Here is a 15,865-nt window from a genome sequence, read left to right as displayed (position 1 = left end):
GCTCGAGGACCACGGCGTACCAGCGCTCGCCGTGGTCCGTTGTCGTTCATATTTCCCAGTGCGTATCGAGCAACGCACGATATGCCTGCTTCACGCTTTGGAGGTCGGCCTCCCGTCCGCTTGCCTGGATGCCCGCGAGTTCAGGAAGCGGCAGATCCACTGGAACGCAGTGGGGATAGTCGCGAACCCGCATCTTCGCCGGGATCGTCGTGAAGAACGCAACGGTGGGAACGTCGAAGCCCGCCGCGATATGCACCGCGGCCGTGTCCGATGTCAGAAGAAATCGCGCGCCCTTCACCCATGCGAGAAACGCGGCGGTGTTCGCAGAGCGGTGCGTGATGTCGGTGTAGCGAGGGTGCTCGACCCGTCCGAATCCGAGCACCGGCAATTGAAATTTCCGCCACATCCGCTCGACGAGTTCCGCGTGAACCGGCTCGGGGATACTTCGAACCGGCGTACTGGCCGCAGGACAAAAGAGCACGTACTTGCAGGGCTGCGCGTCTTTTTCCAACGAAGGCAGCGCAACTTCCCTCAGCCAGTCATTCGAGCATGCATGGGCATCGACCTTGTCTGGCGAAACGCCTAACGACCACAGAAAGAAGTCGATCATCGGCATCCGCGAGAAGTTCGGCCAGAACAGATGATTGCCGATATCGATCCGTAGTTCGTCGTCGGGGATCGACGCAAGAGGCACGGGCAGATCGATCGTCTGTCCGATCACCGGCTGGGCCAGTTCGTACAGTTGCTTCACGTAATCCGGCGTCTTGTGCGGGCGATAAAGGCTGATCGAGATTCCCGCATGCGCGCGTTTGATCGCGGCGAGCGCGGTGAGGCCGATGATCGAGTCGCCGAGCGTGACGCCCATTCCGTTGATCACGTGAAGTCTCGCGACGCGCGCGTAGTCGATTTCGAACGGCGCGGCGTTGGCGTTTCTGATTGCCGGATCGCAGGTCAGGCTTCGGTAGCCTTCGGCGGGAACGCCGCCGACTTCCAGGTCGTAGGACGCCACGATGCTGTCATCGGCTGACAGCAGGGAGCCGGCGTTCGTGAGTGCGGATACCGGATCCAGATAGTTGATCATTGAGTGTTTCCATCGGTCTCGATTCGTTCGGGAAAACCGGCGGCCGTGTGCAGCCGAGAACCGTTGCGAACGCGCACCGCCAGCTTGCCGGAACGTCGAGACGTTCGGTTTGGTAACGGGATTCCGGCATGACGATGCGGATGCTCCCAACCGCGTGCCGCTGAATCGACGCGCGGCGCCATTGCGACAGCTTACCGGATGCCGCGCATTCTACGTCTACGTTGAGCCGACGGCGCCGCCGCTCGCGCCAAGCGGCGGCTTCCTGATTGGACGATTGCAACGCAGGCGCGCTCATGCGCACGCGCATCCCGCCCTGAACCTAGTCCTGGAGCCTGGCCTCGCCCGCATTGCGGCAGGAGAACCGTCGCCGGGGCGTGCCGGCTGCATCCAGAACCTCGACGACATTGCGCCACCACCGCTCTCCGCGATGCGGCGAGGCGAGGTCCAGCCGCTCGCCCATGCGGGGCGTCGAGAGGGGAATGCCCTGCGCGGCGGCGAGCCCCATCACGCGCTCGAACGGCTCCTGCCAGCGGTGCATCGCGAGATCGAAGGTGCCGTTGTGAACCGGCACGAGCCAGCGGCCGCGCAGGTCGACGTGCGCCTGGATCGTGTGGTCCGGCTGCATGTGCACATAGGGCCATTGCGCGTCGTAGGCCCCTGTTTCCAGCAGCGTGACGTCGAACGGGCCGAGCCGTTCGCCGATGGTCCGGAAACCGTCGAAGTAACCGGTGTCGCCGCTGAAGAACACGCGCAGATCGTCGTCGACGATGACCCATGAAGCCCACAACGTGCTGTTGCCGTCGAACAGGCTGCGCCCGGAAAAGTGCTGCGCGGGAGTGGCCGTGAAGGCGAGGCCGTCGATGTCGACGCCTTGCCACCAGTCGAACTGACGGACTTTCGCGGCATCGATACCCCACTCGATCAGCCGGTCGCCGACGCCCAACGGCGTCAGGAACACGCCGGTTGTGGCGGCGAGCGCGAGCACGGTCTCGCGATCCAGATGGTCGTAATGATCGTGCGACAGCATCACGCCGCGCAGCGGCGGCAAATCCGCGAGCGCGATGGGCGGCGCATGAAAACGCTTGGGGCCGAAGCGCCGGAACGGCGACGCGCGTTCGGCGAAAACCGGGTCGGTCAGCCAGAACTGGCCGCGCAGCTTGAGCAACATGGTCGAGTGCCCGAGACGGTACAGGCTGCGGTCGGGCGCGGCCTCGAGCTGCTCGCGCGTGAGCGCGTCGACGGGCAGCGTGCCTGCCGGCACCGTGCCGTCCGGCTTGCGGAACAGCACGTTCCACGCAATCTTCAAGGTCTTGCCGATGCCTTCGACCGGACGCGGCTTCACGTTGCGAAAGCGCTCGCCATCGTGTTGTGGCGACGAGCGCGACAATTCACGCCCGCGTCGCGCCGCGTTCAGGCCCAACGCACGGTCGAGGAAGCCGGTAATCGAGGTCATAGGAATGTCCATTCGCCAAAAGTAGACTGGCCAGTGTAATTTATTTCAGGGAAAAGTAAACCGTCCGGTGTAAAATTTAGCGATGAACGACGCTGCCTCCCTCTCCCTTGAACGCCTGACCGATCGCAAGCGCGCGGCCATCATCGCCGCGGCTATCGAGGAATTTCTCGCCGCCGGCTTCGACGCGACCAGCATGGACCGCATCGCGGCCCGCGCGGGCGTGTCGAAGCGCACGGTCTACAACCATTTCGAAAGCAAGGAAGCGCTGTTCGCCGCGATCCTTCAACAGTTATGGAATGCGAGCGACGCGGTGGAGGCGCCCGCTTATCGCGCCGACAAGCCCTTGCGCGCGCAGTTGCTGCGGCTGCTGTCGCGCACGCTGAGCCTGTTGAACGACGACGCGTTTCTGTCGCTCGCGCGCGTGGCGATCGCGGCGGGCATTCATTCACCCGAGCGCGCGCGGGACATGGTGGCGCGCATGGGCGAGCGCGAGGAAGACCTGACGGTATGGATCCGCGCCGCCGCCGCGGACGGCCGACTGAAAACGCCGGACCCGCAATTCGCATCGCAGCAGTTGCAAGGTCTCGTGAAGGCGTTCGCGTTCTGGCCGCAGGTGACGATGGGGCAACCGCGTCTGAGTCAACGGGAACAGAAGGATGTCGCGGAGTCCGCGGCCGATATGTTTCTTGCGCGCTATACGTGAGGGGCGGCGCGCTTTCTATTCGGCACGCAGCGACGACAATGCGCCCGTTTCCAGCATCGCTTTCAATGCGTCGGAGAACGCGGCGGCGGCCGCTGTCCGATAGGCGGCTTTGCGCGTGAGCAAGGCTACCGTTCGAGCGGGAAATTCCGGTTCGAGCGGGATGTACTTCAGATCGCGATGCTCGTAGCGCAGCGCACCGGGGAGCAGCGTGGCAACCTTCCCGCCGCGCACGATCTTCAGCAGCGCGCTGATCGAATTCGCCTGCAACGCAACGCTGGGTTTGATCCCTTGCGACTCGAAATAGCTGTCGATATAAAAGCGCGAAACGAACTGGCCGCCCAACAGCGCAAGAGGCAGCGCGGCCAGTTGCGCCGGCACGACGGGGGCATGCTGTGCGGCCACGGGATGCCGGTCGCTCACCACCAGGGTGATCCGCTCCAGAAACAACGGTTGCGTATCGATATCGTCCGAACGCAGGTCCGTGAATCCGATCGCCAGGTCGATCCGGTCCTCACTCAATCCGCTTTCGATCGCTTCGAGCGACATCTCCATCATGTCGATCACGATGTTGGGATACGTGGAGTGAAAGTGGTCGACGGCGGGCGCTACCAGGTACTCGGTAAACGTGGGCGTGAACGCGAGCCTGAGTTGTCCGCGCGACAGGTCCCGCACGTCATGCAAGGCGCGCTGGCCGGCCTCCAGTTCCAGCAGCGCGCGGCGCGCATATTCCACGTAGATGGCGCCGAAATCCGTCAGCCGTACCACACGGCCGCTGCGGTCGAATAACTGACCGCCGAGATCGTTTTCCAACTGGCGAATCTGCTGCGACAGCGCCGGCTGCGAAATATGCAGGCTGTCGGCCGCGCGCGTGAAGTTGCGATAGTCGGCGACCGTGAGCAGATAACGGATGTGGCGGAGTATCATGCGCGGCCCATAAGATTTGCTTATCGAATCCATTTTAAACGCGTCTTGGACTATATAGACAAGCGCGCCCACAATCGATTGAAAGTTCACGGGGGTTCGGCATGGAAAACCTGATCGTTGCTTCAATGGCGGCAATTTTTGCGGGTGCGTTGGCCACGTGGCTGATCGCGCAGTCCCTTTCCGACGAGGTCATACAGAAGGGCACGCGTCACGGCCGGTACGCCCATCTCGGCGAGGACGATGTGAATCCGGCACGGCGGGCGGTACGGCGGGATCGGCGGCTCCCACGGCATCGCCCGTCCAATGTCGGGATTGGATGACAGGGGACAGGTGCCATCCGATTGTCCTGGCGCAACCTGAGCGCGTGGCGCGCAGGCGCGCCTTGATGCGCTCATGCTGGACGCACGGCCTCAACGGCTAGCAAGACCGATTAGAATCAGGCGGTCATCGTCGTGCATCCAGCATCGCATCATTTCGTCAAAGGACATCGGACATGTACATCGCCATGAACCGTTTCAAGGTGGCGCTCGGGGCTGAACCCGAGTTCGAACAGTTGTGGACCAGCCGCGACACGCATCTGAAGGAAGTGCCGGGCTTCGTGGAGTTTCATCTGCTGAAGGGCCCTCAAAGAGAAGACCACGTTCTGTATGCCAGCCATACGATCTGGCGGGACCATGCGGCGTTCGAAGGCTGGACGCAATCCGAGGCATTCCGCGCTGCGCACCGGAACGCCGGCGGCGGCACCCGATCGCTGTATCTCGGCCACCCGGAATTCGAAGGCTTCGAAGTGCTGCAGACAGTCAAGTAAGCCGGCCTTGCGGCTCGCGTTGCGCCATCTGTAGCCAACGCAGGCAGGCCGCTTCAGTGGCCCGTCGCATGCGCGCAAGCCGGGCCGTTCCGATCAGCGCTGGCGGCTCGCGCGTTCATCGCGAGTCCGTTCGGCGCTGAGTCCTGAGTCATTTCACTGCGTTCACTGCGCCCGTACTTCGATCGAGACGCGCCTGTCCGGTTGAAGGCAAGCGATAACCGCGCGGCTTTCGCCGGCGGGACATTGGCTTGCCGGCTCGCGTGAACCCGCTCCCGCCGTGTGAATCGTTTCGCCGTTCAGTCCGTGATCGATCATGTATTCACGTATCGTCTCGGCGCGTGCCAGCGACAACCGCTGATTCACCGTCTCGGGCCCGATGCGATCCGTGTGGCCCACGACCGAAATCGACTCCACCCCTTTCAACTGCTTGATACGCGTGACGACCTGTTCGAGGCCTGCCGCTCCGCCAGGCGAGATCGAAGCGAGGCTCGACTGTCCGAAGGCAAACAGCGCATCGGTTTGCAAGGCGAAGCGGGCGACCGTTTGCGGCCCGGCTGCGGCGGGCTGCGAAGCCGCAGCGGGCGCGGCACCCGGCGCGGCACCGCACGCGAAGGTGAGTCGCCGCGTGACATCGGTTTCCTCATTGTCCGCTTGCAGGGCCCCCACCTTTTGCACCGCGCGAACCGGTTCTCCGCGGCAGATCTTTTGAGCCACCTTCATGCAGGTCGCGGGCCCTCGAAAAGACCATGACATTCGACCTGATGAAGCTTCGAACCGTCCTCGGCCGTGAGGGTATAAGCGTTGAAGGTCGGCCCGGAGGCAGCCGAACATCCGGCAAGAAAAGCAAGGCTCAGCGATAAGCCCCATCCAGAAAGCTGCTTCATGTTGTTCTCCACACTTGTTGTTTCGTGCTTGCGTTGCGAACGCACGATCGCGTTCGCATTCGAGCGATGACGGTCCGCGCGTTACCACTGCATGGCCGCACCCATGCCGAAGGTGGTGCCGCCAGGGCTCATGCCGACACCCGCTTTCATCTTGATGTTCTCGGTGATGCGCGCGGTGCCCCCGAGCGCCACCGCCTGATAACCCCGGAAGCCCGCCGTGCCGATGCCGAACGACAAGGTCTTGTCCTTGTCGACCTCGGGAATCATCGTCAAGGCAGTGGTTGCGGCAATGCCGGAATAGGCGTTGCGCGCGACCGAGTTCACGCCCGATTGCAGTTGATTGATCCGTTGATCGGTATAGGCATTCGCTTGCGCAAGCCCGGCATTGAGCTGATTCAGATTGACCGCGTCGGTGCCCTGGGTTGCCGCGGCCACGTTCACCACTTGCCGCGGATCGGAAGTCGAGCCGATGGATACGACGTTGCTGCGGCCCTCGTCGGTACTGCCCGCGCCGAGCGCCACCGAGTTATTCCCGGTAGCGGCCGCGCCCACGCCGACCGCGGTCGCGCCGGTCGCGCTGGCTTGCGAACTGTTGCCGACCGCCGTGCTGTTCGAACCGGAAGCCGTCGCGCCTTGTCCGCCCGCCGACGAATTCGAGCCGCTGGAGGCCGGCGGCGCCGGCGTGCCCGGCGTGGACGTGAAGCTGCCGCCGGTATTGCTGGTCCGCTGGTTGATCAGCGAGGTCAACTGGGTCGAGACGGCATCCAGTTGCGACACGTTCACCGCATCGGTTCCGGCCTTGCCGGCCGCGACGCCGGTGATCTGCCGGTTGCCGATGTTGACCTCGCCCGCCGACGACTGCGGACTGCTCAAGCCATACGCGATGTAATTGCTCAACGCGCCGACCGTCGTCACCGATCCCGCACCCAGCGCGACGCTGTTCGCCATCGACGCGCTCGCGCCCGAGCCGAGCGCGACCGAGCCGGTCGCGCTGCTCTGCGCGCCCGAACCGAATGCGAGCGCGTCGATCGCGCTGCTTTGCGCGCCCGAGCCGATCGCGATACCGCCTGCATTCGCCGCGCTCGCGCTCGCGCCTTGCGCGATCGATTGCGCGCCGCTGGCGATCGAGCCGCTGCCGAGCGCGATCGCGTCCGCCTGCGCCGCGTTCGCGCTTTGGCCGATCGCGACGCCGCCCGGCGCGGTCGCATCGACGATCGCGCCGTTGCCGATGCCCACGCCGTTGTCGCCGTTGACCACCGTCGTCGGACCGACGGCGATCGACTCCGCACCCACGGCGAGCGAATCCGCCGCGGCCGAGTTCGCGTGGAAGTACAACTGCCCGGTCACGGCGAACGACGACAGCGCGCCGGCAAGCTGCCTGATGGTGACGGCGTCTTGCGCCTGCGTGCCGTCCGCGACGTTGGTCAACTGGCGATAGGTGTTGCCCGCCGCGCTGCCGAACGACACGGCGCCGAGCAAGGTTTGATCCGACGTGTTGAACGGAATCGCGTGCGTGCCGTTGGCGATCGAGCCAACGCCCGAGAGCACCGCGCGATCGGAGATCGCGCCGGAGCCGATCGCGACCCCGCCGGTCACCGAGACGTTCGACAGCGCGCCCAGCGCGAGCGCGTTGTCCGCCTGCGCCGCAGCGCCGTTGCCGCCGGCGAAGCTGCTCACCCCGGTTGCGGTCGCGCCGATGCCGGCCGCCAGCGCGTTGCTGCCGCTGGCGCCGTCGTTGTTGTAGTTGCCGCCTGGCGTGCCGCCGTCGTTGACGCTGTAGTAGTGCGTCTTGTTGGCCGTCACGACGCTGGCGAGGTTGTCCACCGCCAGATTCGTCGCGTACAACTGCGAGCCGTTCACCGCATCGGTGCTGGCTCCGTTCACCTGACCCGCCGCGACGTTCTGGATCTGCCGCTCGGCGCCTGGCGCGCCCACGCTCACCACGCTGGTCGGCGCGGCGCCCGCGAAGCCGTAGACCGTGCCGTTGATCGTCGTGCTCGGGGTGGGCGTTGCCGCGGTGGTCTGCGAGGCGGAGCCCAACGCGATATCGCCTGCGTTGTTGGCAACCGCATTCGGGCCGATCGCGACGCTGTCGGCGCCGAGCGCCTGGCTGTCGGGCGCGGTGGAGTTCGCGTGGAAATACTTGATGCCCGGCGTCGTGCCGCCGCCGGTGAACGCGTTGACGAGGCTCTGCACGGACGTATAGGTGTTGCCGCCGTAGCTCAGGCTGGTGGTCAGCGCACCCGTCGTGCTGTTGTAGGTGCTGCCGCCGCCGAGGCTCGACGCCACGCTGTTGCCCAGGTTCGTGACCTGAGTGCCGACCGTCGTGATCGCCGTATTGGTGGCGAAGAGCTGCGAGCCGTTCACCGCATCCAGGCTCGCCGCGCTCACCTGGCCGGCCGCCACGTTGGTGATCTGACGCGGCGCGGCCGCCGTGCCGACGCTGACCGCGCCGGCGGGCGTGCCGCCCGCGTAGGTCACCGTGGTGCCGTTGATGACGCCGCTGCCCGTCGGCACCGCGGCGGTGGTGACCGACGAGCCCTGACCCAGCGCCACGTTCGAGCCGCTCACGCCGCTCGCGATGCTCGCGCCCTGGCCCAGCACGGTGGAGTTGGCGACGCCATTGTCCGTTGCCTGATTGCCGACCACCAGCGAGGCGGCGCCCGTCGCCGACGCGCCGAAGCCGCCGGCGGCGGCGTTCGCGCCCGACGATACGGGCTGTACCGACGTCACCGAATTGTTCGACACGAACGGGCCGGTGGCGCCGTTGGTCAGGTTGTTGACGGCCAGGTTCGTCGCATACAACTCGCTGCCGTTCACCGCATCGGTGCTGCCCGAACTCACGCGGCCCGCCGCGACGTTGGTGATCGTGCGTTCGCTGCCGACCGAACCCACGCTCACGGTGCTGCCAGGCGTCGTGCCCGCCACGGCGCTCGTGATGCCGCCCACCGTGATGCTGCTCGTCCCCACCGCCGTCGCCGTGGTGCTGCCCGAGCCGAGCGCCACCGCGTTCGCATTGCCGGCCGATGCGCCGGCGCCCAGCGCGATCGCATTGGCCTGATTCGCCACCGCCGTATCGCCGAATGCCAGCGCGCTCGCGCCGCTCGCGTTGCTGGCGTTGCCGAGCGCGACCGCGCCCTGGCCGTTGGCGATATTGCCGTTGCCTTCGGCCACCGCGCCATCGCCTGTCGCCGTATTGTTCGCGCCCACTGCGATTGCGCCGTTGCCGACCGCGCTATTGGGATCGCCGATCGCGACCGCGCCGTTGCCGCTCGCCGTTTGCGCCTGACCGAGCGCCACAGCGCCCGTGCCGCCGAGCACCTGCGAGTTCTGTCCGCCGGCGAACGAACCCGCGCCGGCTGCGGCTGCGACCGTGTTGCTGTCGCCGATCGCCACGGTCGACGCCGCGAGGGCTTGCGACGTGAAGCCAACCGCCGTCGCATTGCCGTTGCTCGCAACCGTCTGATTGCCCAACGCGACGGCGCTGCCTGCCGACGCGGTTGCATTCGTGCCCAGGGCGATGGCGTTGGGATTGGCTCCCGTCTGAGCCGAATCGCCGATCGCGATGGACGAGGCCCCCGCCGAACTGGCGCCCGCGCCAATCGCAATGGCGCGAATGCCCGCCGCCGCCGCGCCGCCCACCGCCGCTGGCGCCGACGAACCGCCTTCCGCGACGGAATCGGACCCACCCAGCGCGATGGAGTTTGCGCCGCTGGCGCTGGAGCCGACCATCATGCCGAGCGCGTTGAGGCCGGTGGCGTGGGCTCCCGCCCCCAGCGCCACCGCATTCTGCGCCGAGGCGACGGCGATCGTGCCCGCGGCCAGCGAGGAGAGCCCGCTGGACTTCACATCCGTGCCGACGGCCACGGCCCCGTCCGCCGTTGCGCCCGTGCCCGCGACGGTACGCGCGCCCAGATACACCGAGTTGAGGCCGCTGCCGATGGCCTGAAAGCCGAGCGCGACGGCATGTGTGCCGGAGGCGTTGGCGGTATAACCCATCGCGATGGAGGCGGGCCCGCCGGCCACCGCCTGAAAGCCGATCGCGTTGGCATAGTCGGCGTTGGAGGTGACGTCGGTGCCAATCGCAATGGACGACGTGCCGGACGAACCGGTGCCCGCGCCGGTGCGCGATCCCAGATAAATGGCGTTGACACCCGTGGCATTGGCTCCCGAACCCACGGCTAAACCGTTGGCTTGCGAACCTATGGCTCCGCTGCCCAGTGCCACCGCGCCCGACGCGGCAGCGCTGGCGCTCGCACCCAGTGCAACGCTGTTGTCTCCGGTTGCTTTCGCCGAGGGGCCGACGGCAGTCGACACGTTGCCGCTAGAGACGGCTTGCAGGCCGATACCGATGGCCGACGAACCGTTAGCGGTGACGTCCGTACCGATAGCGATCGCCGCCTGTGCGGTCGCGCCGGTACCCGGAGCGGTGCGCGCGCCCACGTTAATCGAGTTGACGCCGGAGGCAATGGCTTGAAAGCCGACGGCGACGCCATTGAGTCCGCTACTGCTGGCGCCATAACCTACCGCAGTGGCCCCGCCGGCGGTCGCTGAGGACTGAACGCCCATGCACGACGCACTGCCGCTAAAGAAGTAGTAGGGTGCGCCAGAGCAGCTCACCTGCGCCTGCGCTTGTACACCCCATCCACCCAGGCCCATCAACAACAATAAAGTGACGGCGCGCGGATTGGCGCCGTGCCTGTCGCGCTGATTGCTTCGCCCGTCATGTAGGTCACGGCCGTCACAGACGGCGGCCCCGGCACCCGATTTCCCCTTGCCGCGCGATTTGCCGAATTCCGACGCGGCCACGAAGCTGCCCAATGCGTCGTTCCAGATGGTCCGATATGCCTTGTTCATGTTTTTCCTGTTCGATGTTTTGCGCCCGCGCGTTTCCACCTTCCTTTCGAATGAGGACATGCATGAATCGAAAGAAAAGACCTCGGCGCTGCGTCGCGTTATTAACGGGAGCTGTATTTATTTATTCAATATTTGATGCTTGGAGATGCTAAAAGCGGACGTGCGCCATCCTCCTGACTGTTAAATTCACAGAAGGAAGGTATGGATAAAAAACGGCTAGACAGTTTCTATTTTTTCTGCATTCGCATTGCGATGCGGAATGCGGCGGACCATCAGCTTATGAAGGTCCGAGAGGCAACGGCATATTGATGTCAATTGCGTGAAGGGGCGTCAATTGCCTGGCTGAGCGGGGTCGTTGGCGTGCCAAACGTTTTCCTTGAATTGTTCTACCCGGAATGCTCATAGTGACCGGCCCCAATGAAGTGCTGCGATCATGCCGGCGCTACATGGAAAACGCCCATGCATGCGCTCCCGGCGCCATTTTTTCTGTTCCGAACATGTTCCGCACCGGGTGAACCGACCACGCAAATCTTGACCTCGAAGTGGGCGTTTCTTGACTTGGCGCAAGCCGGAAAGTTCCAGTAAGTGTTAAGCGAAACTCTCGCATATGGTTTTTGGTTTGTCTACTAAAACCCCTAGGTCAGGACCGAGCATTGCTATGTTTAACAATTGCTGCAATTAGAAAGCGCATGGCTTTACGAATTTCAATTCCATCCCATGAAGTGGGCCGAGGCGGATTGCCGAGAGTCGGGAATTCATTCATGAAGCCGGCTATTGAATAACCGTGCGGATGGATTAATGGATTTGTAAGGATTTCGGCATGGGGCCGCAAGCGAGCCGGTCGCCGTCACGCGGATCGAATTTCAGTGGATCGGAGCGCGGCGTCGACGTGCTATTCGATGCACGCCGCCCGCCGACGGGATGCGCGGTGAAGCCCGAGCGCGAGCCAACACCGCGTGATCGATCGAGTACGCGTCGCGCGTCGTGCCGACCTTCGCACGCACGCGCGAATGGCGCGTCGCTCCTATTAGTGCCTTACCGCGCCCTGTAGCTCGGGCACGTTGCCCGGCTGCTGATGCACGCACAAGCGGTCGTCGACGCGTTCGATGCCCGGCACTCCGCGTATCTCGCGAATCACCTTGTCGTGCTCGTCGGCCAGCACATGGCCGCCGACGCACGCGACATGGCCGTCCACCGTCACGTCGATCGCGCCAGGCGTGCGTACGGTCCGACCGAGGCGCGCGCGCACGCGCTCGGTCAATTGCTGATCGGAAGTCGGCGCGCTCGATACCGCGTGATGCAGCATGCCGTAGGCGGACCCGGCCACCCGCCTCGCCTGTGAGCGCGACCGCTTCACGATCCGCCTGCCGGTGGAGCCGAGCTTGTCACGCAACATGGCCCGGCGCCGACGGCCCGAGTTGTTGTCGAGGTAGTACATTGCCGCTGCGCCAAGCGCGGCAGCGGCGATAGATCGTAAAAGCGCTCTCATGTTGCCTCCTTTGCGTCCGTTGACAAGCCTGTTCACTCACGAGCATTCCGAATGCCCCCTCATGTCGGCACGCGCGTTTTTGGCGCAAGCTCGGCGCAATGCACGGCATACGCGGGGCCATGCTGCCGCAGCAACGTTTCGAAGCGCGCCAGTGTCATGGCCGGCGGCACCGCCGAGCGAGGTTGCATTCGGGCAAGCGCGCGGCCGAACTGAACGAACGTCGCGAAGTCCCGCGGATAGCGCGCGGTATCGACGCCAATGAAACGTCCGCTGCGGGTCGCCTTGTCCAGCAGCGCGCGCCATCGTTCGATCGATGCGAGCCCGATGCTTTCGGTGCCGTGCGAGAAGAGCATCAGGTCGATCTCGTCGAACGGTCCTTCGGCATCGAGAAAGCGTTGCAGCGCATCGGCCGACGGCTCCACGCAGAACAGCAGCCAGAACGGCAGTGCGTGCAGTTCGAGCGTTGTCAGCGGGTCCATCAGCAGAAACGAATCGACGATGAGCCGCGTGGGCCGGATTTCCGCGTCGCGATACCACTCGCGATGGATGGCGGCGGCGGCGAAGCTCAACGCTTCGGGTTCGTAAAAGTCGATTCGGACGACGCGCCAGTCCATCTGCCGCGCGAGCGCGGCGACGTCGTCGGCTAGCGCCGTGTCGAATCCCCACTCCGCCTCAGGCGACACGTCGTTCGGCTCGGGCGGCCGCCAGTGCGTTCGCGCGCGGCCGTAGCGGGCCAGATACTCGCGCACGCGCGCGCCGCCATGCAGGTATTCGTCCTCGGTCGCGCCACCCGTCGCGCCGAACTGGTATACCGATCGTTCGCTCGTGCGCGTGACCGGCCACGAACGCGAACAGGCGTCGACGTAGATCGTTGCGCCGCGCGGGAGATTGCGTAACAGAAACTCCCGGTAGCCGAGCGGAAGCGCGCGGTACTTCAACCGGAAATAGCTCATTGAACGCAACATCAGCCGGTCCTGATTCGGGTCCTGCATGTGATGCACCGCGATCCGGCTGTCGGCCGCGAGCAGCGCGTCGACAATGGGCCGCCCTTTTTCGAAGCCGCGCTGCGCGTCGTCGGGATCGCTGAACGGCGCGCGTATGGGGCAGAGGAACGTCTGCGGCAGCCACGGCACGCCGAGCGCGGCGGCCAGATGAGTCAGCGCGCCGTTGGACGAGCCGACGAATACCGCCGGGTACGGCCGCTCGGGATAGAGCCCGACGAGCCACTCGGCAACCCGTTCCATATCGAAGTGGCGCGCGCGCCGCGCGTCGATGCCCTCGGTCATCCCGCCGATCGAGTACGCCCACTCGCGCGCGCGGCGCGGCAGCAGATTGAACGCGGGCATCACGCGGTCGAGCAGAGGCGACTGGCTCGGGCTGGTGAATGGCCGGCCGTGCAGATAGTCGGCCAGCGCGAGCGCCATGCCGGCGGCGGAATCGAAGCGGGCGAGGCCGCGCGGGGGGCGGTTCATCGAGCGTTCTCCAGATCGCGCGCGACCGGCTGCGCGTCGCCGCACAGGAACGGCGCGATCAGCAGCGCGAACGCGTGCGGGTACACGTAGTTCAGCGTATGCGTGCCGCCGTCGACGATGAGCAGCGCGCCGTGCGGAAGCAGCCGCGCGGCGCGCGCCGCCCACGCGCAGGATGCGACCGGGTCGCGCGTGCCGGTCACGACCAGCGTGGGCGCCGCGACGCGCGGCAGCCGCTCTTCGATCCGGTCGCGGATCAGGATGCGCATCGTCGCGATCGCACGCGGCAGGCCGGCCTTCGCATAGTCGATGCGCCCGATCGGGGCCGGCGAGCGCGGCTGTTCGCGGCGACCGTTGCGCAAGTCCCGCCAAACCTGGATCGGCAAGGTGCGCGCACGCGGATCGGTGGTCGGCCCTTGCATGACGAGCCGCTCGACGGCTTCGGGAAAACGGATCGCGAATTCCGCGAGGATCTGGCAGCCGAACGAATTGCCGATGAACATCGCGCGCTCGATCCCGCAAGCGTGCATCCATGCATGCAGCGCGTCGGCGAGTTCCGCAATCGACAGCGCACGGCGGCGCGCGGGTGGAACCCGCGCGCTTTCGCCGAAGCCCGGCAAGTCCGGCGCGAACACCCGGAACCGGCGACCGAGCACGCCGGCGAGCGGCTCCATGTAGCGGCTCGAAATCACCAAGCCATGAACCAGCACCACGGGCGCACGATCCGCGGCATCCGGCGGTCCGCGATGAAAGCGGTAGAACATGCGGAACGCTCCCGCTTGCACGTAGCGACCGTCGATGCCGGCGCGGCGGCTTGTTTCGCTCAGCGCCGGGGCGTGCTTGAGTTGCCGCCAGCGCACCGCGAGCCAGGCGGCCGCGCCCGCCGCCGCCGCCATGCAGGCGGCGAGCACCGAAGCTTGCAACTGCATGGTGTGCGCTTCCACATTGAATGACCGGTTGCACTCGAACGCGCTGTTACCGCGACGGCGTCATGCTTATCACGCACCCCCGCGCGCATCCCCGCGCGCAACCCGGTCGTCCAGATTCGCCGCCTGCGTTATTAACCGCGGCGGGTCGAGTCGGGTGTCTGATCCGGCTCCGGTTCAGGCGCGCCGACGTCGGGTACATCGGTGGGCTTGCCCGGGCTCGGTGCATCGGGAATCGCGGGTTGATCGGGGATCGGCGGATCGGACGACGGATTCGATGACGGGTTCGATGACGGGTTCGATGACATAAAGGCCTCGCGTATTGCCACAACTCGCTGGAGTGTGAAGGCCAGTGACCGGCCATTTCACTTGTGGCAAGCATCGTGCGTTCCATGCTGCGTATCGGAGTCGCTCGCCGTCGCGCGGGCGTTCCCGCATCGGTCAGATGTGCAAGCCGGTAGGCAACAACTACAAATTCCGAATGGTTGCCTGTGGAGCATTGCAGCAATCCGCGACGCCGCGGCGTGGCGATACCTGCCTGAAACGCAGGCGGGACGTGAGTCGCGTGTCACTGGGTACGGACCATGCAAGCGGGTAGGCACCTCAGCGGCAAAACAGGAGATGAGCGATGAAGCCTGGTACCAAGAGATTCTGGATGGGCGCGTTGATTGCAGCGACGATACTCGGTGCGGCGGGTTGCAAGCGGGCCGACAATACCGCCGGGGCGCCGGGCGCTGCGAGCGGTCCGGCGGCGATGGCGCCTGCTTCGGGCGCCAGTCAGTAAGGGATCGGAGTTGCGCCGGCGCGGCGCGATGCGGGTTCCGGGAGGCGCGGCATGGCGCCGATGCTCGTTGTCGGCCTGGTTCTGATCGGCGTCGTCTGTCACGTGCATTACGCAATCCCGATGTTCACCCGCGGCGCCGGGCACAGGGTAATCGCGCATGGCGTCCTGATACTGGTGGGCGGTGCTTGCGGTGTCGTCAGCGTGTTGGTGCCGGGACTCGCGGAGTCCCGGTGGCTCGTGTTCGTCGTCGCGTTCGGCACTGTTCATGTGCCGGCTGCGGCAATCCTGTTTATCAAGCATCTGCGCGGGGCTGGGCAATCGTGAATGCCCGGCTGGCGACGTCTCGTTGGTTGGCAACAAGCCTGGCGCGCGCGGCATCGCCGAGATCGGGGATTGGCCGGGATTGCCGCGGCGATCGGCAAAGCCGCGTGCCACGCAACCGGCGCGTGATGATCGAAGATCCGCTGGGGGCGGGTGCGCACGCTTG

The 15,865-nt window shown here is 65.6% G+C and carries 15 protein-coding genes; 5 read left to right on the top strand and 10 right to left on the bottom strand.

Annotation, left to right across the window (positions count from 1 at the left end; translation table 11 throughout):
• Nucleotides 1–46: 46 nt before the first annotated feature.
• Together ACOCG7_RS10310 and ACOCG7_RS10305 are read right to left on the bottom strand one after the other, a co-directional pair.
• Nucleotides 47–1,081, bottom strand: a complete 1,035-nt coding sequence (locus ACOCG7_RS10310; RefSeq protein WP_421375364.1) for a glycosyltransferase family 9 protein — start codon at nucleotides 1,079–1,081, stop codon at nucleotides 47–49.
• A gap of 319 nt (nucleotides 1,082–1,400) precedes the next feature.
• Nucleotides 1,401–2,534: an MBL fold metallo-hydrolase gene (locus ACOCG7_RS10305; protein ID WP_083080942.1), complete on the bottom strand. Its 1,134-nt coding sequence runs from the start codon at nucleotides 2,532–2,534 to the stop codon at nucleotides 1,401–1,403.
• A gap of 82 nt (nucleotides 2,535–2,616) precedes the next feature.
• On the opposite strand from ACOCG7_RS10305, the gene ACOCG7_RS10300 reads away from it, so the two are divergent.
• Nucleotides 2,617–3,237 carry a TetR/AcrR family transcriptional regulator gene (locus tag ACOCG7_RS10300; RefSeq protein ID WP_421375362.1) on the top strand — a complete coding sequence of 207 codons (621 nt, stop codon included), beginning with the start codon at nucleotides 2,617–2,619 and terminating at the stop codon, nucleotides 3,235–3,237.
• Nucleotides 3,238–3,252: 15 nt separating this feature from the next.
• Here the strand turns inward: ACOCG7_RS10300 and cynR are convergent, their stop codons facing one another.
• On the bottom strand, nucleotides 3,253–4,161 hold the full coding sequence (cynR, locus tag ACOCG7_RS10295; protein WP_083080939.1) for a transcriptional regulator CynR: 909 nt from the start codon (nucleotides 4,159–4,161) through the stop codon (nucleotides 3,253–3,255).
• A gap of 101 nt (nucleotides 4,162–4,262) precedes the next feature.
• Here cynR and ACOCG7_RS10290 point away from each other — a divergent pair, with 101 nt between their 5' ends.
• On the top strand, nucleotides 4,263–4,481 hold the full coding sequence (locus tag ACOCG7_RS10290) for a hypothetical protein (RefSeq protein WP_083080937.1): 219 nt from the start codon (nucleotides 4,263–4,265) through the stop codon (nucleotides 4,479–4,481).
• Nucleotides 4,482–4,654: 173 nt separating this feature from the next.
• A complete protein-coding gene (locus ACOCG7_RS10285) occupies nucleotides 4,655–4,969 on the top strand; it encodes an antibiotic biosynthesis monooxygenase family protein (RefSeq protein ID WP_073429191.1) in 315 nt (104 codons plus the stop codon).
• Between the two features lie 162 nt (nucleotides 4,970–5,131).
• Here ACOCG7_RS10285 and ACOCG7_RS10280 read toward each other — a convergent pair whose 3' ends face one another.
• The 7 genes from ACOCG7_RS10280 to ACOCG7_RS10250 all read right to left on the bottom strand — a co-directional run bounded on the left by ACOCG7_RS10280 (nucleotide 5,132) and on the right by ACOCG7_RS10250 (nucleotide 14,902).
• Nucleotides 5,132–5,689, bottom strand: a complete 558-nt coding sequence (locus ACOCG7_RS10280) for an OmpA family protein (protein ID WP_421375359.1) — start codon at nucleotides 5,687–5,689, stop codon at nucleotides 5,132–5,134.
• Complete coding sequence (locus ACOCG7_RS10275; protein WP_421375357.1) at nucleotides 5,686–5,853, bottom strand: hypothetical protein; 168 nt, start codon at nucleotides 5,851–5,853, stop codon at nucleotides 5,686–5,688. Before ACOCG7_RS10275 ends, ACOCG7_RS10280 begins: the two co-directional genes overlap by 4 nt.
• A gap of 81 nt (nucleotides 5,854–5,934) precedes the next feature.
• On the bottom strand, nucleotides 5,935–10,710 hold the full coding sequence (locus ACOCG7_RS10270) for a YadA-like family protein (RefSeq protein WP_421375355.1): 4,776 nt from the start codon (nucleotides 10,708–10,710) through the stop codon (nucleotides 5,935–5,937).
• 1,027 nt (nucleotides 10,711–11,737) lie between these two features.
• Nucleotides 11,738–12,199 (bottom strand): BON domain-containing protein, encoded by a 462-nt coding sequence (locus tag ACOCG7_RS10265; RefSeq protein WP_073429190.1) that lies wholly within the window; start codon nucleotides 12,197–12,199, stop codon nucleotides 11,738–11,740.
• A 59-nt stretch (nucleotides 12,200–12,258) separates the two neighbouring features.
• The gene (locus tag ACOCG7_RS10260) at nucleotides 12,259–13,671 is read right to left on the bottom strand and encodes a hypothetical protein (protein ID WP_421375353.1); all 1,413 of its coding nucleotides are present in this window, start codon (nucleotides 13,669–13,671) and stop codon (nucleotides 12,259–12,261) included.
• On the bottom strand, nucleotides 13,668–14,597 hold the full coding sequence (locus ACOCG7_RS10255; RefSeq protein WP_154872678.1) for an alpha/beta fold hydrolase: 930 nt from the start codon (nucleotides 14,595–14,597) through the stop codon (nucleotides 13,668–13,670). The genes ACOCG7_RS10260 and ACOCG7_RS10255 overlap by 4 nt, the downstream gene beginning before the upstream one ends.
• A gap of 131 nt (nucleotides 14,598–14,728) precedes the next feature.
• The gene (locus ACOCG7_RS10250; protein ID WP_421375351.1) at nucleotides 14,729–14,902 is read right to left on the bottom strand and encodes a hypothetical protein; all 174 of its coding nucleotides are present in this window, start codon (nucleotides 14,900–14,902) and stop codon (nucleotides 14,729–14,731) included.
• Between the two features lie 320 nt (nucleotides 14,903–15,222).
• Between ACOCG7_RS10250 and ACOCG7_RS10245 the strand changes: the two genes are divergently transcribed.
• Both ACOCG7_RS10245 and ACOCG7_RS10240 read left to right on the top strand, forming a co-directional pair.
• Nucleotides 15,223–15,378, top strand: coding sequence for a hypothetical protein (locus tag ACOCG7_RS10245; protein WP_186814038.1), 156 nt, complete (start codon nucleotides 15,223–15,225; stop codon nucleotides 15,376–15,378).
• Between the two features lie 51 nt (nucleotides 15,379–15,429).
• Entirely contained in the window at nucleotides 15,430–15,702 is a 273-nt protein-coding gene (locus ACOCG7_RS10240; RefSeq protein ID WP_421375348.1) for a hypothetical protein, read from the top strand.
• Nucleotides 15,703–15,865: the final 163 nt, after the last annotated feature.

Origin of the sequence: Paraburkholderia sp. DD10 (assembly GCF_049177125.1) — a bacterium.
GTDB classification, from domain to species: Bacteria; Pseudomonadota; Gammaproteobacteria; order Burkholderiales; family Burkholderiaceae; genus Paraburkholderia; species Paraburkholderia terricola.
Note: the sequence above shows the minus strand (reverse complement) of the source record. Positions and strands in the feature narration are given on the sequence as shown.